This is a genomic window from Duganella sp. Root336D2 (genome assembly GCF_001425005.1).
Taxonomy (GTDB): domain Bacteria; phylum Pseudomonadota; class Gammaproteobacteria; order Burkholderiales; family Burkholderiaceae_D; genus Rugamonas.
On record NZ_LMDB01000035.1, the window covers coordinates 48,627 to 70,251 of the forward strand.

The 21,625-nt window shown below is 64.8% G+C and carries 21 protein-coding genes; 3 read left to right on the plus strand and 18 right to left on the minus strand.

Features of this window, described 5'->3' with window-relative positions; translation table 11 throughout:
- Positions 1-21 precede the first annotated feature (21 nt).
- Positions 22-1,338: a pitrilysin family protein gene (locus ASD07_RS20675; RefSeq protein ID WP_055934609.1), complete on the plus strand. Its 1,317-nt coding sequence runs from the start codon at positions 22-24 to the stop codon at positions 1,336-1,338.
- A gap of 3 nt (positions 1,339-1,341) precedes the next feature.
- Complete coding sequence (locus ASD07_RS20680) at positions 1,342-2,724, plus strand: pitrilysin family protein (RefSeq protein WP_055935369.1); 1,383 nt, start codon at positions 1,342-1,344, stop codon at positions 2,722-2,724.
- Positions 2,725-2,809: 85 nt separating this feature from the next.
- Here the strand turns inward: ASD07_RS20680 and ASD07_RS20685 are convergent, their stop codons facing one another.
- The 14 genes from ASD07_RS20685 to ASD07_RS31480 form a co-directional block, all read right to left on the minus strand.
- Positions 2,810-3,925 (minus strand): hypothetical protein, encoded by a 1,116-nt coding sequence (locus tag ASD07_RS20685; protein WP_055934611.1) that lies wholly within the window; start codon positions 3,923-3,925, stop codon positions 2,810-2,812.
- Entirely contained in the window at positions 3,922-4,632 is a 711-nt protein-coding gene (locus ASD07_RS20690) for an outer membrane lipoprotein-sorting protein (protein ID WP_055934613.1), read from the minus strand. Before ASD07_RS20690 ends, ASD07_RS20685 begins: the two co-directional genes overlap by 4 nt.
- Before the next feature lie 3 nt (positions 4,633-4,635).
- Entirely contained in the window at positions 4,636-5,865 is a 1,230-nt protein-coding gene (locus ASD07_RS20695) for an FtsX-like permease family protein (RefSeq protein WP_055934615.1), read from the minus strand.
- Positions 5,862-6,536, minus strand: coding sequence for an ABC transporter ATP-binding protein (locus tag ASD07_RS20700; protein ID WP_055934617.1), 675 nt, complete (start codon positions 6,534-6,536; stop codon positions 5,862-5,864). Before ASD07_RS20700 ends, ASD07_RS20695 begins: the two co-directional genes overlap by 4 nt.
- On the minus strand, positions 6,536-6,988 hold the full coding sequence (locus ASD07_RS20705) for a DUF2141 domain-containing protein (protein WP_055934618.1): 453 nt from the start codon (positions 6,986-6,988) through the stop codon (positions 6,536-6,538). Before ASD07_RS20705 ends, ASD07_RS20700 begins: the two co-directional genes overlap by 1 nt.
- A 13-nt stretch (positions 6,989-7,001) precedes the next feature.
- Positions 7,002-8,111 (minus strand): ABC transporter permease, encoded by a 1,110-nt coding sequence (locus ASD07_RS20710; RefSeq protein ID WP_055934620.1) that lies wholly within the window; start codon positions 8,109-8,111, stop codon positions 7,002-7,004.
- Complete coding sequence (locus tag ASD07_RS20715; RefSeq protein ID WP_055934622.1) at positions 8,108-10,474, minus strand: ATP-binding cassette domain-containing protein; 2,367 nt, start codon at positions 10,472-10,474, stop codon at positions 8,108-8,110. The genes ASD07_RS20710 and ASD07_RS20715 overlap by 4 nt, the downstream gene beginning before the upstream one ends.
- The gene (locus tag ASD07_RS20720) at positions 10,471-11,328 is read right to left on the minus strand and encodes a SagB/ThcOx family dehydrogenase (RefSeq protein ID WP_055934624.1); all 858 of its coding nucleotides are present in this window, start codon (positions 11,326-11,328) and stop codon (positions 10,471-10,473) included. The genes ASD07_RS20715 and ASD07_RS20720 overlap by 4 nt, the downstream gene beginning before the upstream one ends.
- Positions 11,325-12,653, minus strand: a complete 1,329-nt coding sequence (locus tag ASD07_RS20725) for a YcaO-like family protein (protein WP_055934626.1) — start codon at positions 12,651-12,653, stop codon at positions 11,325-11,327. The genes ASD07_RS20720 and ASD07_RS20725 overlap by 4 nt, the downstream gene beginning before the upstream one ends.
- A 3-nt stretch (positions 12,654-12,656) precedes the next feature.
- Positions 12,657-13,631, minus strand: coding sequence for a TOMM precursor leader peptide-binding protein (locus ASD07_RS20730; RefSeq protein WP_055934627.1), 975 nt, complete (start codon positions 13,629-13,631; stop codon positions 12,657-12,659).
- Between the two features lie 81 nt (positions 13,632-13,712).
- On the minus strand, positions 13,713-13,850 hold the full coding sequence (locus ASD07_RS31040; protein ID WP_154668206.1) for a hypothetical protein: 138 nt from the start codon (positions 13,848-13,850) through the stop codon (positions 13,713-13,715).
- A 156-nt stretch (positions 13,851-14,006) separates the two neighbouring features.
- A complete protein-coding gene (locus tag ASD07_RS20735) occupies positions 14,007-14,870 on the minus strand; it encodes an SAM-dependent methyltransferase (protein ID WP_055934629.1) in 864 nt (287 codons plus the stop codon).
- 6 nt (positions 14,871-14,876) lie between these two features.
- Positions 14,877-15,236, minus strand: a complete 360-nt coding sequence (locus ASD07_RS20740; RefSeq protein WP_055934631.1) for a hypothetical protein — start codon at positions 15,234-15,236, stop codon at positions 14,877-14,879.
- 67 nt (positions 15,237-15,303) lie between these two features.
- The gene (locus tag ASD07_RS31480; protein WP_200953835.1) at positions 15,304-15,441 is read right to left on the minus strand and encodes a hypothetical protein; all 138 of its coding nucleotides are present in this window, start codon (positions 15,439-15,441) and stop codon (positions 15,304-15,306) included.
- A 171-nt stretch (positions 15,442-15,612) separates the two neighbouring features.
- Here ASD07_RS31480 and ASD07_RS20745 point away from each other — a divergent pair, with 171 nt between their 5' ends.
- Positions 15,613-15,801: a hypothetical protein gene (locus ASD07_RS20745; RefSeq protein ID WP_055934633.1), complete on the plus strand. Its 189-nt coding sequence runs from the start codon at positions 15,613-15,615 to the stop codon at positions 15,799-15,801.
- Between the two features lie 152 nt (positions 15,802-15,953).
- Here ASD07_RS20745 and ASD07_RS20750 read toward each other — a convergent pair whose 3' ends face one another.
- From ASD07_RS20750 to ASD07_RS20765, 4 genes are all read right to left on the minus strand, one after another.
- Positions 15,954-17,831 (minus strand): ATP-binding protein, encoded by a 1,878-nt coding sequence (locus ASD07_RS20750; RefSeq protein ID WP_055934635.1) that lies wholly within the window; start codon positions 17,829-17,831, stop codon positions 15,954-15,956.
- Positions 17,831-18,427, minus strand: a complete 597-nt coding sequence (locus ASD07_RS20755) for a YfiR family protein (RefSeq protein ID WP_055934637.1) — start codon at positions 18,425-18,427, stop codon at positions 17,831-17,833. The genes ASD07_RS20750 and ASD07_RS20755 overlap by 1 nt, the downstream gene beginning before the upstream one ends.
- A 4-nt stretch (positions 18,428-18,431) precedes the next feature.
- A complete protein-coding gene (locus ASD07_RS20760) occupies positions 18,432-20,354 on the minus strand; it encodes a TonB-dependent siderophore receptor (protein WP_082507473.1) in 1,923 nt (640 codons plus the stop codon).
- Positions 20,355-20,511: 157 nt separating this feature from the next.
- Positions 20,512-21,603, minus strand: coding sequence for an SMP-30/gluconolactonase/LRE family protein (locus tag ASD07_RS20765; protein ID WP_229207233.1), 1,092 nt, complete (start codon positions 21,601-21,603; stop codon positions 20,512-20,514).
- Positions 21,604-21,625 lie beyond the last annotated feature (22 nt).

Below are 21,625 nucleotides of genomic sequence, written 5' to 3' on the forward strand. Positions count from 1 at the left end.
CTTTCACCCAAAGGAAACCCAATGAAGTTGAAAATTCTGGCGACGGTGCTGGCCTGCGCGGCCGCCTCGACTGCCCAGGCCGCATTGACGGCCGACCAGGTCAAGACCTTTACGCTGAATAACGGCATGAAATTCATCGTGCTGGAAAGTTCGGGCATCCCGAATGCGACCATGTACACCTTCTTCAAGGTCGGCTCGCGCAACGAAGCGCCGGGCACCACCGGCCTGTCGCACTTCTTCGAGCACATGATGTTCAACGGCTCCAAGCACTACGGCCCGAAGATGTTCGACCGCACCATGGAAGCCAATGGCGGCTCCAACAACGCTTACACCAATAGCGACGTCACGGTGTACCAGGACTGGTTCCCGGCCTCCTCGCTGGAAACCATCTTCAAGCTGGAAGGCGACCGCATCGCCCACCTGTCGATCGATCCGAAGATGGTGGACAGCGAACGCGGCGTGGTGCTGTCCGAGCGCAGCACCGGCCTGGAAAACTCCAATGCGCAGATGCTGATGCAGGACCTGGACAGCGTCGCTTTCGTCGCCCACCCCTATGCGATTCCGACCATCGGCTGGGAATCCGACATCAAGGCGTGGACCCAGAACGACCTGGAGAACTACTTCCGCACTTACTATGCGCCGAACAATGCGGTGTCCGTAATCGTCGGCGACGTCAAGGTCGACGAGGTGAAAAAACTGGCCACCAAATACTTGGGCAGCATTCCGAAACGCGCAGCGCCGCCTGCCGTGCGCACCGTGGAGCCTGAACAGAAAGGCGAACGCCGCGTCTTCGTGGCCAAGCCATCGGCCACGTCCGCCAACCTGATCGTCGCCTACAAGATACCGGAGCGCGCCGCCGCCGACACCTACGCGCTGAGCGTGCTGCAAGCCATTCTCACCGACGGCAAGACTTCGCGCCTGTACAAGGCACTGGTGGAGACCCAGCTGGCAACCAGCGTCACCGCCGGCAGCGGCGATGGCTTCGACCCGGGCCTGCTGTACCTCATGACTGTGGCAGCCGCCGGCGTGGCGCCGGCCAAGGTCGAGAAAGCCCTGCTGGAAGCCGTCGACAAGGTTGCCAGGGAGGGCGTGAGCGAAGCGGAATTGCAGAAGGTGAAGAACAGCAAACTGCTGGACATCTACCGCCAGCAGGAAACCATCAATGGCAAGGCGCAGATGCTGGGCAACTATGAAGTCTTCAACGGCGACTACAGGAAAGCCTTTGACGCCCCTGCCGCCTACGAAAAGCTGACGGTGGCCGAGATCCAGGGCGTCGCCGCCAAGTACCTGAAGAAATCGCAGCGCACCATTGGCGTGCTGGACGCAAAGGAGGATTGATTGATGAAGAAACTGATTTCCGTAGCGCTCACCGGCGCGGTCGCAGCCTCCGCGCAAGCCGCCGAATTCAAGCTGCCAGCCTTTGAAACCGCCAAGCTGGCGAACGGCCTGACCGTGTACATGATGGAACGCCACGACGTCCCGCTGGTCGCCGTGCGCGCCGTGGTCAAGGCAGGCGCCGTCAACGACGGCAAGCAAGCCGGCCTGGCCAACCTGACCGGCGACGGCGTGCTGCTCGGCACCTCCAGGCACAGCAAGGCCGAAATCGACCAGGCCTTCGACTTCCGCGGCGCAGTGCTGACCGGCGGCGGCAGTGTCGAACAATCGACCGTCGCGGCCAATTTCGCCCGCAAGGACACCGACACCCTGCTGCCGCTGTTCGCAGAACTGGTACAGTCCCCAAGCTTCGACGCGGCCGAACTGGAGAAGCTGCGTGGCCGCAAGGTCGACGGCCTGAAGCAGGCCAAGGAAAGCCCGCGCCTGGTGGTCGGCAACTACTACCGCGCCATGCTGTTCGGGAACGCCGCCTACGCCAACCCATCCTCCGGCACCGTCAACAGCCTCACCGCGCTGAAACAGGACGACGTGAAATCCTTCCACAAGCAGTACTTCCGCCCGGATAATGCGGCGCTGGTGGTGGTTGGCGACTTCGACCCGGCAGAAATGCGCAAGAAGGTGGAAGCCCTGTTCGGCCAATGGAAAGCCGAAGGCCCTGCGCCGCAACGCACCAGCTACGGCAAGGTGCAGGCGGACAAGGCGCGCGTATGGGTGGTGAACAAATCCGACGCGATCGAAACCACCTTCCTGATCGGCGGTCCAGGCATCGCCCGCAATGATCCGGACTATGTACCGCTGCAGGTGCTGAACACGGTGCTGGGCGGACGTTTCACCTCGTGGCTGAACGACGAGCTGCGCGTGAATTCCGGCCTGACCTATGGTGCCAATTCGGGCTTCAACACCATGTCGCAGACCGGCACGTTCTCGATCTCCAGCTTCACCGCGTTGCCGAAGACGGAAGCCGCGCTCGACCTGGCGTTGAAAACCTACGACCGCCTGTGGAGCAAAGGCATCGACAAGGCAACGCTGGACTCAGCCAAGGCCTACGTAAAAGGCCAGTTCCCGCCGCGCTATGAAACCAGCGAACAGCTGGCGTCCCTGCTCGGCGACATGTACGCCAACGAGGTAAGCCGCAGCCAGATCGACAACTTCATGAAAGACGTCGACAGCCTGACGCCGGAACGCGCCAAGCAACTGGTCGAAAAGCACTTCCCGCGCAAGAACCTGCAGATGGTGCTGGTAGGCAAAGCCTCCGAGATCGGCAAGATCGCCGCCAAATACGGCGAAGTAACGAACCTCGACATCACCGCCGACGGCTTCCAGCCATGATGAAAGTCGGGGTCAGCTCCGGCAATCTGCCATAAAGCGCACGGCTGTGCGCTTTATGGCAGATTGCCGGAGCTGACCCCGACTTCTAAAATGCATGGCGCAGGCGCAGGGCCAGCGTTTCTTTGACCGGCGAGAGGGCTCTTTCGCTGCCGTTCTTTCCTTCCTGGCGCATTGCCGAGAACATCAGGTGCGTGCGTGCGCTGAATGCGTAGTCGGTTTGGACGTGCCATACGCGGCTGCTGTCGTCCAATCCTAAATACACTCCTGCGCCGACGTCCCACGCGCCTGCCGCTTTTGACACTGTCAGGCTGCCGTAGTGCTGTCTTGCGCCCAGGGTGGGCAGGCGGCTCGCCAACTTAGCCAGCATGTGCGGCGGCAGGTTCGATTGCGCTTGCTGCCGCAACGCTTCGTAGCCGTCGTCCGCCATGCCTTGGCCGTTGTAGGCGTATTCCAGTTGCAGCTTGGGTAGCGTGGATGGCGTCAGGACGATGCCTGCGGTGGCGCGGGTGTAGCGCGATGCGCCTCCTGCACGGTAGGCGGAGGCGTACCAGGACAGTGCATCCGCCGGCGCGGCGCTGATGGTGGCGCCGATGCCAGCGTCTTCGCTATGCGCGCGGCGCAGCACCATGCCTGCGCTAATGGCGTCGAATTCGTAGCCGAATTTGAGAATCGATTGCACGCGCCCCCCAGCCTGGCGCGCATGCAGGGCTGCGACACTGGCGCGTGCTCCGCTCCACGCCAGCACCGCCATCGGAATGCCTTCCGAGTTGCCAAGCGTATCCAATGGATCGCTGAGGTCCGTGCGCTTTTGCAGGAAGCCGAGGGGCTGGTTGATATAAGAGGGGTCCAGGGCGTACAGGCGTTTGCCGAGCGAGAGCGAGGCGCCTTCACCCAGCTCGAACACGCGGTTCAATTCCTGCAGCACGGCTTTGCTGCGCGTGCCATCCCGGTCTGTGTTCAGTGCTTCGGTGCGCACGCGCCAGGTGATGTCTTGCTGGCGTCCTTCGAACAGTACGACGGCGCGCGTTCCCTTGCCGGCGATGTCGAGGAAGTTATCGCGGTTGAGCGGTGTGTCCTGCAGGATGGTGCGCTCTTGCGCGCCCAGTACGAAGCCACCCACCCAGTCTTCACCTGCCGACGCGTCGCCCGGTGCGGCTGCCGCGACGGCCGCTGCCAGCGGCAGGCATTGCAATCGCTTCATTGCTCCAGCGTGCGCGGGTTGAACATATTGGCCGGGAATTCAGCTGCCTTTACCTTTTCGAATACGACCCGCGTTTCTTCGCCGGGCAGTTGCGGGTCGGCGTAGCGGGTGGTCGGCGGCAGGCCGCCCTTCGCTGCGTCGAAGGTGGCTACCTTCAGCAACTTGCCGCTGGCGACGTACAGCATGGCTTTCAGCGGTACATAGCGCCCCTCCTGGCGCGCTGCCAGGAGTGTGATCTTCGAGTAGGTGGCCGCTTCGCTGCGGCTGCGCAGCTCAAGCGCGACGCAACTCTTGGCCGGACAGCCGTCGGTCTCGCCTTCCAGTACCGCCGCGTCGTAATCGTGGCTGAAGCGGATGCGCGACAGGTCGCCGATGTTGGCCTTGCCGAGCAGGGTTTGCAATGGCGTCAGGCGAATCGCGCGCCGTGTGCGCGGGGCGTAGAAAAACAGGCCGCTGTCGGTGGTCAGGAATTTCTGGCCGCGCTGGTCGACACTGGTCGCTTCCACCAGCACCTGGTTGTAATTGGCGCCCCGGATGACATATGTGCCGGGTTCCTGGCCATTGCCCGCCTCGATCCGCACGTTCGCCTCGAAGCTGTTGACCGGCATGCGGTACTGGTCCACCTGTTGCAGGATTTCGGTGGCGCTTGGCGCCGACGCCTGGGCCGCGCCGGCGCTCATCATCAGGATCAGGAATCGTTTCAGCATGGTCTAATTGGAAGTCAGGATGGCCTTTACGGGCATGCGGCCGATGCGCCTGCTGGTCAGCCAGGCTGCAATCATGGCAAGCAGGGGCAGGACTGCCACAATCGCCAGGCTCGGCTGGTGCAGCCATAACAGGTGCAGCGGCACACCGACGTTGCGGCCAGGCGGTGGTGCCAGTTCGATGCCGGCGGCATTGATCGCCAGCGTGGCAAGCCAGGCCACCGCGCCGCCGGCCAGCGCACCGAATGCGCCCTGCAGCAAGCCTTCGAACATGAACAGGCGGCGCACCATCGCTTGCGGGATGCCCATCGCGCGCAGCGTGCCGATTTCCTTGCCGCGCTCGTAAATCGTGGCCAGCGTCATCGCCGCCACGCCGAGGAACACGATCAGGCCGATGATGGCGCCGAAGACGATGAACTGGTTGCGGAACAGCGCCATGACTTGCGGGTAAAGCGGTGCCAGGTCCTGCCAGCGCTGCAGGCGTACCTTGCTGCCGATTGCCTGCGCGATGGCTGCCGACTGCGCATCGGCGCCTGCCGTGTCCTGGTACAGCAAGGACAGGTGGGAGATCTTTTTCGTACGCAGCAGCTCCTGCGCGGTTTCAATCGGGATCTGCAGCGTGTAAAGGTCGCGTTCCGGAATGCCGGTGGAGAGCAGGCCGACGACTTCGACATCCATCGCGTTCACACTGCCATGCACCGTCGTTGTCATCAGGGTCAAGGACTGGCCGCTACGCACGCCGAGGCGCCGCGCCATTTCCCTGCCGACCAGGACCTGGTAGCGGCCCTCCTCGCCGGCACGCAGTGGCGCGCCCTGCGCCAGCAACTGGAAAGTGCCGAAAGCCTGCCTTTCGCGCAGCGGGTCCACGCCCTGGGCTTCAAAGGTCAATGTACGCGGACCATTCGAAACCAGCCCGCTGAATTGCAGGCGCGGCGCGATGCGGCGCACGCCGTCCATCGGTGCCAGCAGCGCTTCGATGCGGGTACGCTCGGCATCGTCCAGCCCGTACTGCAGCTGCTGCTCCACGTAGCCGTCCGCAGGCGCCACGGCGCTGATCTGCGCATGTCCAAGCCCGCCGCGTATGGTGCTCTCCCGCAGGCCGTCGAGGGAGGCGGCAATGTAGGCGGCAAACAGCAGCAAGGCCAGGGTGCCGATGGCGATGGTGCCGCCCAGCAGCAGCGAGCGGCGGCCGTTGCGCATCACGTTGCGATGGGCCAGCACCAGCCATTGCATCATGCGGCCACCTTGCCGTCTTCCAGGCGCAGTACCTGGCCCGCCATATCCATCACGCGCTGGTCGTGGGTGGCAATGATGAAGGTCGTGCCAAGGTCGCGGTGCAGGCGGTCGACCAGTTCCAGCATCTGCTGCGCAGTCTTGCTGTCCAGGTTCCCGGTGGGTTCGTCGGCGATCACCAGCTTGGGGCGATTGACCAGGGCGCGCGCAATCGCCACGCGCTGCTGCTGGCCGCCGGACAATTGCGCCGGAGTGTGGCCGAGGCGGTGCTCCATGCCGACCATGGCCAGGGCTTCACTCGCCGCCTGGCGCCGTTCGCGTTTCGGCAGTGCGCACGTAGCCAGTGCGAGTTCGACGTTTTCCTGCGCGGTCAGGGTGCCGACCAGGTTGAAATTCTGGAACACGAAGCCAAGCTTGCGGTTGCGGAAGGCGTCCAGTTCATGCTCCGGCAACGCGTCCAGCGCGGCGCCGTCAAGGTGGATACTGCCGCTGTCCGGCTGTTCAAAGCGCGCCAGCATGCCAAGCAAGGTGCTCTTGCCGCTGCCCGAAGGGCCGGCAATCGCCACCACCGAAGGTTGCGCCACCTGGAAGGAAATCCCATCCAGCGCTGCGATACGTTCATCGCCGCGACGGTAATGCTTGCTCACCTGCCTGACGTCGACGATGGGCGCCATCAGTACACCATGTCCAGCGCGATGTCATTGGCGCCTGCCTTGATGTCGATGCGCGCATCGTCGAAGCTTGGCGGGCCATAGTGGCCGCGCGCATTGCGGGAAAAGCCCCACCCTTCCTGCGGCATGCCGTTGGCTGACTTGTCCAGCCTTCCGTTCAGGTTTTCGTCGTGGTAGACCATGACCGCGTAGCTGCCGGGCGTCACGCCGGGGAACGTCAGTACGTTGCCGGCAACGGCCGGCTGCACCGCAAAGTACTGGCAGGCCTTCAGGAATGAATTCCTGTTGCAGATGGCGCCCATCAGCGCACCCTTCTGCCCTGCGACACCGCCCAGGGTGACGTTTACGGTTGCCGTGCCGGCTACCGCCGGCTGGCGAACGCCGATGGCATAGGCGGCCGCGGCGCCGGCCAGTGCCAGTGCCCCGGCGATCATCAGGATATTCGTGTTCTTCAATCCATGACTCCTTTCAATGCAGGTCGCGCGGCGTCCAGCCGAAGCGGCGTACTGCCAGCAACAGGCAAGCGCACATCATGGCGGCCAGTACGACGATGCTGTAGGCCTCGCCCTGCCAGCTCATGCTGCCGGTCAGCGCGTGGCGGATGCTTGCCATCATTGCATTGAGGGGCAGGTATTCGAGCGCGTCGCGCAGGATCGGCGGCAGGCCGCCCAGCGGAATCATGAGGTTACCGGAAAACAGCAGGGGGAAGTACAGCAGGTTGCTGACCATGGTGACACCTGCCACGCTGCGGCTGACCGCCGCCAGCAATAGTCCCAATGCGAGGAAGGCGGCGCAGCCCAGGGCCAGCATGCCGCTTGCCGCTGCGATGCCGGTCGCGCCGGTATCCAGCTTCACGCCGTACACGGCCCAGGCCACGATAAACATGGCGACGCTGGCCAGCACGATGATGACGAGGCGCGACAGGCACCATGCCAGCACCACCACGCCGGTCGGCATCGGGAACAGCTGGTACAGACGGAACATGCCGCCCTCGCGCGCCGCGACCAGCGGGCCGGCGAAGCCCATCAGGCTGGTCGAAAGGATGACCAGGCCCGCCAGCCCGCTGACCAGGAACAGGCGGTAGTCCAGTGCGCCCGATGCGGGTACAGGCGGCGCAGGCAGCACAACGCGCGGTTCGTCTTGCAGGCCTGCCAGGTTATAGCCATCGCTGAAGCCGCGCAGCATGCCATAGCTGGCCTCCAGCGTGGGACCGGCGCTCAGCGTGGTGGCGAGCTTCATCTCGGTGCTATGGCCGGCGCGTACCGCCTCGGCGAAGCCCTCCGGGATGGTAAGTTCGAGGTCGGCCTTCACTCCGGGCGCCGGCGCGATAACGCGGAATTCGACGCTATTCTGCAGGCGCAGGCCGCGCGCCAGTTCCTTGGCATAGCTCGCGCTTTCCGTGCTGCGGTCCATGTCGCGTACCAGCAAAGTGACGGGGCCCAGCTTTGCTTCCTGCCCGAACAGGGCCATCTGCATCATCAGCATCAGCAAGGGGAAGGCAAAGGTCCAGAACAGGGCCAGGCGGCCGCGCAGGAATAGCGCCAGGTCGGCCCGCACCAGGTGCAGCAGGATCTTCATGCGGTTTCCCCCTTGGTGAGATCGGCCAGGAAGTCTTCGATGGTCGATGCTTCGAGGCTGAAGTTGGCGATTCCGTGCTGGTCGATGAAGCGGCGGAATCCCGCGTCGAAGCCCGCCGCGCCCTGCAGCTGCCAGCCGCCTTGCGTTGCATCGGCGCACAGCAGCGCAGGCAGCCCGTGCAGGGCCTGTTCCGCCTCGCCGGTCAGCGGCTGCAGGATGCGGGCCTTGAAGCGGCCGACGCTGCGTTCCAGCAGTTCGTCGAGCGTGCCGCCGTCGACCAGCCTGCCTTTTTCCATGCAGAGGATGCGGTCCATGCCGGCCAGGTCGGCGGGAATATGGGAAATCTGCAGTACCGTTGTCGGCATGCCGGCCAGCAGTTCGCGCAGGGCGCGGGCATGCCATTCGTCGAGTCCGAGCGAGGGCTCGTCGAGCAGGGCCAGTTCCGGTACGTGGGAAAGTGCGAGCCAGAGCATGACACGCTGCTTCTGGCCGCGCGACAGCTGCTGCCAAAGCCTGCTGCGCACCTCTTCCATGCCGAGGGCGCGGGTTACGGCCGGCTCGGTGCGGGTGTAGATCGCTTCGTGCATCGTCATGATTTCGCTGACGCGCATCTGTCCCGGCAGGTCGGCGCTTTGCAGCAGGCCGCCTAATTGCTGCCGTACTTTGGCCTCGCGCGGGTCGCCGATCGCCAGCTGGATCTTGCCGCTGTCGGGTTTCCGCAAGCCGAGCAGGGTCTCAAGGAGGACGGTTTTGCCGCTGCCATTGGGTCCGACCACGGCGACGCGCTCGCCCTTGCGCAGCGTCAGGTCGCACGCCATCAGTGCAAAACCCGATGGCAATCGCAGCCCGATGCCGAGTGCTTCGAGAACGACGGCGGCCGCTGCATCGGGTGTCGGCACGGTGCGAACAGGGTCTGCCGGCACCGCTGCTGCCTCGGGTGCAGATGGCGCAATCGCAATCACTTCGTCGCCGGGATCGATGCCGTTATCGATCAGCATTTCACGCGCGTGGGCGCGGTACAGCGGGTGCTGCATCGCTTCGCGCAGCATGCCGGCGCCGCGGTCGCGGTCACCGCCGTAATTGGGCGGGGCGTGCAGCAGCAGCGAGGCGTGGTGGATCAGCAGGTCCGGGTCGCCGGCAATCAACTCCTGCGCCTTGCCGAAAGCGTGCAAGGCATTCTGCCCTGCCGTGGCGACCTTGATGATATTGGGTTGCGCCAGCAGGATTGCCAGGATGGCCCGTACGCCGCGCCACAGCCACTGGCGTCCGGCGGGCAGGATGTCCGCTGCTTTGAGCAAGGCATCGATGCCTGCTTCCTGCTCGGGAGGCAGCCTGGTTCCGCCATGGACATGGAGCAGCGCCTGGTTCAGGCGGGCGCTCAGCAAGGCGTCCAGCAACGCGGGCTGGGCGAATACCGGCTCCGCTTCCAGCAGCGCGATGCTGGCCGCCAGGTCTTCGGCGCGCTTGCTGCTCCAGGCGGTGAAGATGGCTTGCTGCGACTGCGCGACCAAGGCTGCATAGGCGGCGCTGGCGCCGTCCCCGTCCGCCTGCCCTGCGGCTGGCGCACCCGCCGCGGCGATCGGCATGCCGCTGGCTTGCCCTGCCAGCTCGGCGATCCGGGTATCCGATGCCGCACGCGAAACGGAACGGAACAGCGAGACAATCGCCGCGGCGCCGCCACGCGCATCGACCGCTTCCAGCAAATCGGCGCCAAGGCGGCAGGCGGCGCGATAAGCGTCGATGCCCGCGCCGGCGGAAGCGCCGAACATGGCATCGCCGTCGCGCGACAGCATGTTCCGCAGCGGTGGCGCCAGTTCCGGGCGCTGCGGCAGCGGCGTGGCGCCGCCGAAACGGTTGGCAAACAGTTGCGCCAGCCCTTCGTCGAGCAGGCGCACGCCGCACGTCAGGAAGCAATGCGCCACTTCATGGAATACAACCGCGCGCAGGCCGTCGGAATATCCTTCAGATTGCGTGGAGAGCCGCACCAGCGCCAGCCCTGGCAAGCTCTCCATCGTCAAATGCATATCGCGCTCGGATGGCACGCATTGCAGCAGGATGCACGGCTGCGGCAGGCCGAGGAAAGCGGCGCAGGCGCTGACAGCTTCGTCGAAATTGCGCAGCAGCGCAGGCGGCAGCTCGGCGTCACCCAGCACGTAGACGCTGCCGCAGGCGCGCCAGGCGCGCCGCCCGGCCAGTAGGTCCTGCAGGATCGGATAGGCATGGAAGCGTCCACGCAACGCGAACAGGCGCTCCAGCGCCTGGCCGGCGCCTTCGCTGTCGCCCGCCGCAGCCAGGCGCAGCACGGCACCTGCCGCGTCGCGCAGCCACAACTCGCTATCCTGCCAGCCCGGCGCGTCGTTCATTCGTCCTCGCCGGCGGCAGGTGCAGGCGGTGCTTCGCGCCCGAGCAGCATGACGGAAGCCACCGTCTCCGTCACGCCGTCGATATCCAGCAGGGCCGCCAGTTCATCGTCGTAATAGGCGCCGTAGACCAGGGAGCCAAGCCCCAGGCCTTGCGCGGCCAGGCACAGGTTCTGCGAAGCGTGCCCCGCCTCCAGCAGCGACATGCGGTAGCCGCGCGCGCCGTACTTGGCGGTGGCGCGCTGCGGCACGCTGGTCATCACGCATACCACCGGCGCCTTGACGCCGGATTCACCCGACTTCACCTCCGCGCTGCCGAAAGCATCGCCCTGTTGCGGCTTCAACACGCGCAACAGATGGTTGCGGGCGTCGTAATGCGCGATGCAAGGCTCGATACCTTCCACGTCGTTGAGGAAGAAATAGAACTCGGTCGGATACAAGCCGCCCGGCGATGGATAGGAACGAAACGCCAGCTTCACGTGCGGCGCAATATCGCTCTTCGCCATGCGCCGCACGCGCAGCGAATGATGCAGCAGGCTGGACAGCTCCTGCAGCGTCATGGCGCCGGCGAAGGCGCGTGCACTCTTGCGCTGCTGCAGCGCCTGCGCCAGTTCGCCCAGCGCCAACAGCGGCTCCGGCAATTCGATCGCCGGGCAGGATGGATAAGCGTTGTAGCCGGCCGCGCCGCGCGCGATGTACGCCGGATGGCGCAGGAAGCGCACGATGTTTTTCACCTGCCCCATCAAGGTGGCGCGGTGGAACTTGGTCTGCTCGTGCAGGATCTCGGCCGGATCATCGACGTCGAACTGGCCCGCCATGGCCTGCGGCGGCAGCAATTCCTGGAGTGTCTTGGTCATGGGAATGGATGCGGTTCGAGGTTAGGTTCAGGCACGCCCGGCAAGCCCCAGTGTGCTGCAATGGCGCGCAGGCGGCGCTCGTCGCGGCTCACCAGGCCGTCGCCGAACAACAGCGGATGCAGGCCGGGAATGAAGGCGCGCAGCACGCAGAAGCCCAGGCTGGCGATGTCGGCGGAGGTCACGTCCACCGCCAATGCGCGCAGGCCCATGACTTTCAGGCGCGCCAGCAGGTCGCCCATGCCACTTAGCTGCCGCAGCGAAGGGTCGTCGGAAGAAACCGTGGCCTCGCTGGTGAACAGGAAGTCCATCGCGCCTTGGCGGGAACGGTCCAGGAAGAAGGCGAAGTGGTCGCCCGGGTTGCGGATCGCGGCCTGCTCCGGCAGCGGGCTGCCGGCCGCCAGGATCGAGCTGCCCCATACGTAGCCGTGGAAGGCTTCCACTACCGCCTTGTTGATGGCGGTTGCCACATCCAGGTGGGCGCTGGCGCCGAGCGACATGGTGCCGTCGTTGCGGCTGCGCGCCAGGCACAGCACCACTGGCATGCCGACGTCGGTCGTGATATCCCACAGGTGGACGTCCAGGCTTGGATGGGCCAGCTGGCGGCGCACGCCGGGCAGCAGGCGTTCCATGGTGGATGGCGCTACCACCAGCTTGCGCGGCGCATACTTCATCTGCCACATGGCGGCGAAGGCATCGCGTTCGATCACTTCCGCCAGCCCGCTCAGCAGCGCCCTGCCCTCGTCCATGCCTGTCGCCAGGCCGGTCGACGAGGACTGCATCACGATCTCGCGCTTGTCCTTGACCTGCATGCCGAGGTAGACCATCTGCGCCGGCACATAGGTTTCGCGCGACGGATCCATCAGGTCGGCGGCCGGCGCCCAGGCCCGTACCACCGAGGTGTCGTCGGCCGCGAATTCAAAGCCTTCGCCATATTGCTGCGGCGCGAACAGCACGAACTGGCTCGGGCCGACTGCCGCTTCGCCCAGCGCATCCTGCGAGGCATACAGCACCTGGTCATCGAAATGCGCAGCCGCGGCATAGCGTTCCACCGCCTCGCCGAACGCCGCCCACAGGGCCGAAGTACGGTCGAAGGCGGCGCCGGAACCGGCCAGGCTGGCGCGGTCGGAATTGGGGTTATTGGCTTTGCCGCGCGCCGGGTCGATCATCATGCTCTTGATGTCCACCATCAGCGCATTGAAGACGAACAGGCCGCGCGCGTCGGGGTGCTCGGTTTCTTCCAGCAGCGAGGTGATGATGCCGTGGCGGCGGTGCACCAGGGCGTCGTGTACCAGGGCCAGTTGGCCCGCATCGGACAAGCGCTCCATGGCTCAGGCCCGACGGCGCAACAGCGCCTGCTGGAAGACGCTGCCCACCGGGCGCTCCGTGCTGGCGGTACCGCACACCTGGCAACGCGGCAGGCGCAGCACGCGGGAACGAACGATCTCGCCGCTTGCGCTGTCGATTTCGCTGAACACGCTTTGCTGCAAGCCTTCCAGCGTGCCGGCCAGGAATTGCAGCGCCACGCGCGAAGCTTCGGCCACGCCGAACTGCACAGCCAGGCGGCTAGGCAGCGCGTGGTACAGGATGTTCTCCGACTGGCTGCGCATATCGAATTCGGCCACGAACTTGCGGGTCGAGCGCACGCGGTGGAAGTAGCACTCGTAGCAGCCGGTGGCTTTCGGCAGCACCAGCGGGCCGCAATGCACGGTATTCCAGTCGATGCCGACAAACAGCGCCGGCCAGCCGGCGCCAACCGCCTTGGCATTCATGGCACGGAACAGCGCGATATCGTCGAAGTCGGACGCCACCAGCAGCAGCGCGCGGCGTTCGCCCTTGTCCGGCAAGGGGCCGTCGCGCACCACGCGATGGACCGGCACACCCAGTTCGGTCAGCGACGCGGCCAGCGCATCGGCGCAGGAACCGGTGCCGGCCAGCGCCAGCACCCAGTTCGACTTGTCGTACTGCGGGCGCTGGGCCGGGCCGGACATGCCGTCCTGCTCGCGCCGGTGCTGCAGGTGATGGAAGGTGGCGTCGCCGCCGGCGCGGCCGTTATGCTTCAGCAGCACGCGCGCGTCGAACAGGGCGTTGACCGCCGCTTCCACCGCTTCGGGCGGGAAGCTCTCGGCGCGGTCTTCAAGCAGTTGCGTCAGGGTCACGCCGTTCGCGGCGTCGGCCAGGATGCTTTTCAGGATGCCGACCCGGTCTTCCACCGTGAAGCGGCGCCCCACGACGGAAATGGCAATCTTGTCTTCGCCCAGCGTGGTCACTTCGGCCAGCGGCGAGATGTACAGGGACTCACTCATTCTCTTAACCAATCTCAGAAAAAAGGCATGGCACCGGCGACGGTGCGCGAGGCATCGACGCCGGTGTCCGGACTTAACCGTTTAGCAGCAGCAAGAGCAAGAGCAGGTGCAGCAGGAGACACTGACGTCGGCCAGGGCGCCGCTCATGTCGTCCATCAGGTATTCCGGCTCGGTGGAGTCGGTGATCTGGATGTGGGTGGTTTCAATCAGAATGGTCATTTCTCTGCTTCCTTTTGAGTTTTTAAGAGAATGGACGCGCCATATGCGAAACCAGCATAAGCAAATGCGGATTCCGCATTGGGCACGACCGCTCAGGAAGGTAGCATGAAACTAAACTACATCTAGTAGAAGAAACATTCCAAAAAGTTTAACTTTTTAGTTGCTGGCAAGCATTAAATGGGTACCCCCGCCGAGGCGCAAATTGTCGCCTCGCCCTGCAAAATAGCGGGTTTCAAGGGTATCCCGCCCAAAATCTTGCACTATGGAAAAATTTAACGCGCGTAGCCGCGCGCACAGTGCGGCAGGATCAAAAAACGACAGCCAGGGCTCGCCCTGCTCGGCATAACGGCGTGCAAAATACTCGACGCCGGCCCGCTCCATCGTATCCAGCAGCTCCGGCTTGACCCCGTAATCGAAGACAATGCCGCTGCCGGGCGGCAGGCCGGCGACCAGTTGCAGCGTGTCGAAAATGGCTTGCTCGGTCAGGTAGAGCGTAACCCCGAGCCAGGAAAAGAACACCGGCTGGTCGAGGCGGCAGCCGGCAGCGCGCAGCGCATCGGCCAGCGCATCGCGTTCGAAATCGACCGGCACGAAACGCAGGCTGTCCGGCACCGTGATGCTGCTGGCGGCCAGCAGTTCGCGCTTCCAGGCCTGGGTGGCGGGATGGTCGACTTCGAATACCTGCAGCGCCGCGTCATGCTGGCGGCGGCAGGCAAAGGTATCGAGGCCGGCGCCCAGCACCACGTACTGCCGCACGCCGGCGGCAGCGGCGCGCGCCAGTTCGTCTTCGGCAAAGCGGCTGCGCACGGCCATGGCGGCGCGCAGGATGCGGCTGAAGCCAGCGTCATAGGAGCGCGCATTCGACTGCACTTGCACGCAGTCTTCCGGCCCCAGTACAGGCAGCGCCAGCGGGTCGTCGAAAATGGCGGGAGTGTCCAGCAACTGGTGCGCGGCGCGCAGGCGCGCCACCATCAGCGCGCTGCGGCTGGGCTGGCCTTCGCTGAGCAGGTGGCTGGACATGGGCGCTTACATGCCCTGCGCTTCGATGTCAGCCAGCGACTCGCGGCCTTTTTCGGTGATGGCAAATCCGTCCCCGGCCGCCACGATGTGCGACTTCTTGCCGAGGAACATGGCCACGTCCTTGTCCGCCACCGCGCCCGGCGCTTCGGCCAGCGCGCGCAGCGCCATCACGCAGCGGCGCAGGAACAGCTGCTGGCGGCCGGCATCGGTCAGGATGATGGCGCCGCTGCGCTCGAATTTGATGAACTTGATGCCGGACAGGCGCTTGCTGTTGCGGCCGACGCAAGCGCTGGGCTTGCCCTTGATGCCGCGGGCAATCTCTTCCAGCGCGTTGAATTCGTCGGTGCTCAGTTTTTCGTTTTTCATTGCTCGTATTCCATGATGGTGCCTTTGCAACCCATCATGGTACGCGCCCGCACCCGGCGCGGCAAGCTTACTTGAGCGTACGCAGCGCCAGCCACACCAGCGCCAGTCCTGTCACCGCACTTGCACAGACCAGCGCCTGGAAACGGCGGCTGTGCAGGTCAATACGGCGTTTGAGGTAGATCTTGTTGTGCAGGGAATTGCCCATCGCGGCCTCCGACGAAGAAAAAGCGTGTGTCGATGACCCATTATAGATAGCGGAACGTGACTGGCTCGTGACAGCGCAAAATATATTCTTAGAGCACAACACTTATTTCCTATTAGCAAGCAAGCGACAGCCGGTGCGGGGCGCTGGTAGCATCGGCAACAAGGAGGGTCCATGATGGAACAGCCAGCTAAATCGCAGCCGGAAAAAGGCCGCCATTACACTGAGGAAGCCGACATCGGCAGCGGCGAGAAAACGCCGGGCGAACAAGATACCGACGAGCAGATTCGCAAGATCCCGCCCCTGCCAGAACCAGGCGTCAAGCCTGCATCGGCGGCGGTTTCGGCCGCGGTTCCTCGATAGGCGGCTCGCCCGGCCGTTGCTGGTCGTCCGGGGGCGGATCTTTTTCCGGCTCAGGCGGCGGTGTTTCAGGGTCGGGTGTGGTGTGCGCTCGCATGGCATTACTCCTCGATTAACGTTGCCTGTTAAAGCAGATCGGGCGCTTTCCGGATATATCAAGGGCCAGTTTGCGCCAGGATTTCCTGGAACTGGTCAATACTGACCGGCTTCACCAGGTGATGGTGGAAGCCGGCTTCGAACGCCTGCTGGCGGTCCTTCTGCTGGCCCCAACCGGTGACCGCCACCAGCACCGTATGGCGCAGTGCCGGCAAGCGCTTCAACGAGCGCGCCAGGTCGTAGCCGTTTAACTCCGGCAAGCCGATATCGAGGAAGGCAAACTCGGGCGCGAACGCTTCGGCCGCCGCCAGCGCCTGCTTGCCATCATGCGAGATATGCACCTGGTGGCCCATCGAGCGCAGCAAGCCGCCGATGCCGTTGACGAAGTCCACATTATCGTCCGCCAGCAGGATGCGGTGCAGGCGCGCATTGGACGGCAGCGCTTCCACCACAGGCGCGGCGGCGCTGGCCTCGGCCAGCAGCGGCAGCGTCACGCTGAAGGTACTGCCCTGCCCTTCGCCGGAGCTGTCAGCGTGCACGCTGCCGCCATGCAGCTCCACCAGCTTGCGCGCCAGCGACAGGCCGACGCCCAGCCCGGCCGTGCTGCGTTCGAGCGAAGAATCGGCCTGGATGAACATCTCGAAGATATCCTGCAGCAGCGCGGGTGCGATGCCGATGCCATTGTCGCGTACGCGCAGTTCGACTTGCGCCGCGCGCACCTCGGCTTCCAGTGTGATGCTGCCGCCGCGCGCGGTGTACTTCGCGGCGTTGTGCAGCAAGTTGGAAATGACCTGCGCCAGCCGCGTTGCATCGCCCACCAGGTAGACCGCCTGCTCCGGTACCTGCACGTGCAGCGTATGGCCCTGCGAGGCGATGAAAGGCCGTGCCAGCTCCAGCGCATCGTTCACCACGTCCTGCAGCATCAGCTGCTCGCGGCGGATGGTCAGCTTGCCGGTATTGATGCGCGAGACGTCCAGCAGGTCATCCACCAGGCGCACCATCTGCTTCAGCTGGCGCTCCATGATGGAACGGGCGCGGTCGCAAGCCAGCGGATCGCTGGCATTGATGCGCATGATGTCGAGGCCGGTGCGGATCGGCGCCAGCGGATTGCGCAGCTCGTGCGCCAGCGTGGCCAAGAATTCGTCCTTGCGGCGGTCGGCCAGCAGCAGCGCGCGCTCGGCGCCCTGGCGCACGGTCATCTCATGTTCCAGGGTGCGGTTGGCGTCCTGCAGTGCGTTCGAGCGGCGCGAGATCTCCGCCAGCATGTCGTTGAAGGCATCGATCAGGGTGCCGATCTCGCCGCTGTCCCGCTCGCTGACGCGCAGCGAATAGTCGCGCCGCAGCATCACGGCGCGCGCCACATCGGTCACGGCCAGCAGCGGGCGCGTGATGGTCTGCTGCAAGCGGTGCGCGACCACGGCCGCCAACGCCAGGCTGCCCAGCGTCACGCCCAGCAGGATCAGGGCATAGCTTTGCACGCGGTCCAGCAGGCGGTAGGAGGCGCTCAGGTAGACCGTGCCGATGCGTTCGCCTTCTTCAACGATCGGGTGCGTCACCACCATATGCCCGCCTTCGATGGCATAGCCGAGCGGGCCGGGCTTGGGCGGCAGCGTCGGCATTTCGGACGGCGTGTGCACGTAGGAGGCGAACAGCGCGCCGTTGGCGGCATAGATTGCGCCCGCCTCGATCTGCGGCCGCACGCGCAGCAGCCCCAGGTTCTGGCGCGCGGCACGCGGGTCGTTGAAGGACAGCGCGGGCGCCGAGGCCGTGGCGACCAGCTCTGCCTGCGTGGTCAGGTCGTCCACCCAGCCCTGCTGGAAGCTTTGCAGGTCGTACACCAGCATCGACACCGTGGTCACCACCAGCGCAACAAAGGTGGTGGCCAGTGCCGTCAGGATCAGTTTGATGCGAACTGATCCTGCCGCCCTGGCGATCATTACTGCCCGCCTTTCTGCACGAAGTAGGCGACAGACAACAGGCGCGAACTGAGGCGCACATTGCAGCGCTCGGCCGCCGGCAGCGATACTTCGAAGCGCACGCGCTCGTCGACCAGGCGGAAGTTGATGACACTCCCGTTTTGCAAGCCATTAAGCTGTTCGGTGACCACCACCGTACCGTTCTTCTCGGCCGTATGCAATGCCGCTTCGGCCAGGCTGGCATCGCCGCCGACGAACAGCAGGTTCAATCCGCCCAGGGCATCGCCCTCGCCCACCTTGCGCACGCTGATGCTGCGGTTGCCGACGCTGCGGCCGCTGGTGATCTGCGCCAGTTCCGCCGCCACCTCATCGGCGCCCAGCACGCCGACCACCAGGCTCGGCCCGGGGGCGGTCGGAAACTCCATGTAACCGAGGAATTTATACAGGAAAGCGGCCTTGACGCTGCGCTCTAGCAGCGGCGTGCTGCCGCCCTGCTGGGAGCCAACCGCCAGGCAGCTGAAGGCGAACAGCAGCGTCGCCAGCGCCAGCAGGCGAGTGCGCCAACCGCCTGCCGCCAAAGGAGGCAGGCCAATCAGACCAGGGGTTGCGCTGAGCATTTCGTTAGTATCGCATCGTCAATTTCAGGACTGCGCGCCGCTCGAAGACATTGCGGCCGGGGTAGCCGCCCCACTCGCCATGCCGCGCATGCAGCAGGTTCTGTCCGGCGAGCGCGACGTCTATATTCGGACTGGCTTTCCACACCAGGTTCGCATCCAGTTCATGATACGACGGAACGTACGGTTTCGGCATGCTGCCGTTGTAACGTAATGTCCAGTCAAACTGCATGTGTTCGCCAATTTCGTGGGAAGAACGCAACTGCCAGTAGGCGTGGGGGTCATTCATCACCAGGCCGACTGTGGTGGCGTCCTTGCTGCCCGGCTTGAGGCTGGTGTCGATGTCCTGCACCACCAGGCCGGCATTCAGGCGCCAGCGCAGCAGCGGCTGCCAGCGCGCCCAGAACTCAAGTCCGCGCGTGCGACCTTCGGCCAGGTTGCGGAACTCCAGGAAGCCGCGGTAGGGACCAGCCGTGGCGTTCGGTTCCAGCGTGCGCAGCTTGTCGTAGTCGGCGTACCAGGCCGTGACCGAGTACGACCAGTTCTGCGCCGGCTGCGCGCGGTAGCCCAGTTCCAGCACATTCGCTACTTCCGATTCAAATTCGGGGCTGGTGCCGATGCTGAAGCGCGGCACGCCGCCGATCATGACCGGCTTGGGCGGCAGCACGAAGTCTCGGTCGCTGCGGGCCGGTGCGCGCACCGTGCGCGAGAGCGCGCTCCAGACGGTATGCGTATTGTTGGGGCTCCAGGCCAGGCGCAGCGTGGGCAGCCACTCGGAGCCGGTGTAGGTGTTGTGCTCGACCTTTACGCCGCCGGTGGCGCGCAGGGTTTGGGTGAGCGCGACTTCATCCTGCGCGAACAGGTTGCCCCAATGAAGATTGCGGTCGTATGGCCAAAAGCCGAAGCCAGGGCCGGGCGTGTTGTCGTCGCGCGAATGGCGGTAGCCGCCGCCCCAGGACAGCCTGTGGATGCCGAGGTGCACGTCGTGCTGCCCTTCCAGTTCCACCGTATCGAGGCGGTCAATGTAAGCGCCAGGCTGGTTGCGCTCCGTGTGGTCCAGCACCAGTTGTACGCGCAGTGCATTGCCGCCGGCCAGTTGGCGCAAATAGCGCCCCAGCAGGTTGGCGCCGGACAGGCGAATATCGCGGGTGCCGATCTGCCCCAGGTTGGCCTGGTAAGCGTCGCCCGATAGCGTGAAGCTGCCATTCTGCAGGCCCCAGTCGGCGCGGAAGCCGCCCTGGCGGCGCTGCATGCCGGTCAGGGAATTGATGCCGGCCGCGGTATCGGTGTCTTCGGCGGCCATGGCTTGCGCGTAGGCGCGGTAGTAGCCGTTGTTCGACAGGCGTCCACCAAAACGCAGGCTGGCATCGCCCTCGCCGCTTGACGCCGCCACCGACAACAGCGTGCCCTGGCTGTCTTTGGCATTGCGCGTAATGACGTTGATCACGCCGTTCACCGCATTTACGCCCCAGATGGTGGAGCCGGGGCCGCTGATCACCTCAATGCGTTCGATATCTTCCATCACCACGGACTGGGCATCCCAGAACACGGCGGAGAAGAATGGCGAATAGACGCTGCGGCCGTCGATCAGTACCAGCAGCTTGTTGGCGAAGGGGCTGTTGAAGCCGCGCGCGCTGATCGCGTAATTGCGGGCATCGACGCGCGACACTTCCAGGTTCGGCGCCAGGCGCAGCGCTTCCGGCAGGCTGCGTGCTCCGCTGCGGCGGATATCCGTGGCGCTGATGACGAACAGCGAAGCGGCTGCATTGCTCAGCCTTTCCTCCTGCCGCGACACCGAGGTGACCACAATTTCGTTGAGCTGTTCCAGCGTAAGGTCGGCGATATCGCCATCCCCCATGCCTTCAGCGTGCGCACCCTGCGCAATGGACAGCACGGCCAGCAACAGCAAGAGAGTTGGTTTCCGGTACATGGCGAGGAGGCGAATTGTCGTAAGGAATTATAAACACAACTATCAGGAGCACGATTCACATTGTGCGTATTGGCAACATTAAGTGCTTGCAAATTTGCCAATCCACAGTTGCCTGCGTTATGCCCGACAGGAGAAGCCATGTTCGCACGCCGGCCGGTCAGGGGCGCGCCATCCAGCCGATATAGGCGGCGTGCAGGCTCTGGATGTAGAGCCGGTCCCGGGTTTCAAGGACTGCGGTGGTTTCCGGATAGGCGCCGGATGGGTCCTGCAGGTCGGCCAGCACTTTTCCATCTTCACTGAAGGCGAACACATGGCCGTAGGCTTTCGGCACCGGCCACAGGGCGCGCGGCAGGCGCAGCGTGAGCTTGCGCATGAAGGGCTTTTGCGCCAGCTTGTCGATAGTCGGGTTGCGCGGCTTGACCAGGCCCACCCAGATCTTGCCGTCGCGCCCGCGCATCAGGTTATCGGGATAGCCCGGCAGGTTGTCGAACAGGATGTCGCGCTTGCCGCTCTGCGCATCGATCTTCCAGATGCGGTAGCGGCCAGTCTCGTTGACAAACAGCGTGCGGCCGTCCCCGGACAAGGCGATACCGTTGGCGAACGAGAGGCCGCCGGCGAGGACGCGCGTGGAGCCGTTCGATGGATCATAAGCCAGCACGCGTCCGGTGGATGACTGTTCCAGGATATCGAGTACGCTGGCTTCGAAGGTACCGCCCCATTCGGCCGGCGCGAAGCGGGTCGAAGCGTCGGTAAAATAGATCATGCCGCTGGGCGCCACCACCACGCCATCGGCATAGCGGATCGGGTCGCCTTGCGCGACTTGCGTGGTCAGCACGGTGACCTTGCCGTCAGCGGCGATGGCCAGCAGGCCTTTCATCGCATCGGCCGCGACCAGGCGCCCGCCGGCGTCGAAGTCGAAACCGAGCACACGGCCGCCGGTACTGGCGAAGACTTCGCGCCCGCTGCCATCGGGCGCCATGCGCAGGATCCTGCCGCCTGAGACGGCGGCGTACAGTTTGCCGTCCGGTCCCATGGCCAGGTGTTCGGGACCTTGCTCGCTGCCGATGTCGATTTTCTGCAGGCCGGCCAGCCTGGTATTTGGCGCGTGGGAGCCAACGTATCCAGGCGCCTGCTGCGGCGTCCATGACACCGGCTCGGCTGGCACCGGCCACAGAAGCAGGTAAGCAAATAGCCCTGCCAGCGTCAGGCCGGCCCCGGCCGCAATCTTATGTCCCTTCGAGCTTTCCAAGCGGATCTCCCCCAACCAAGAT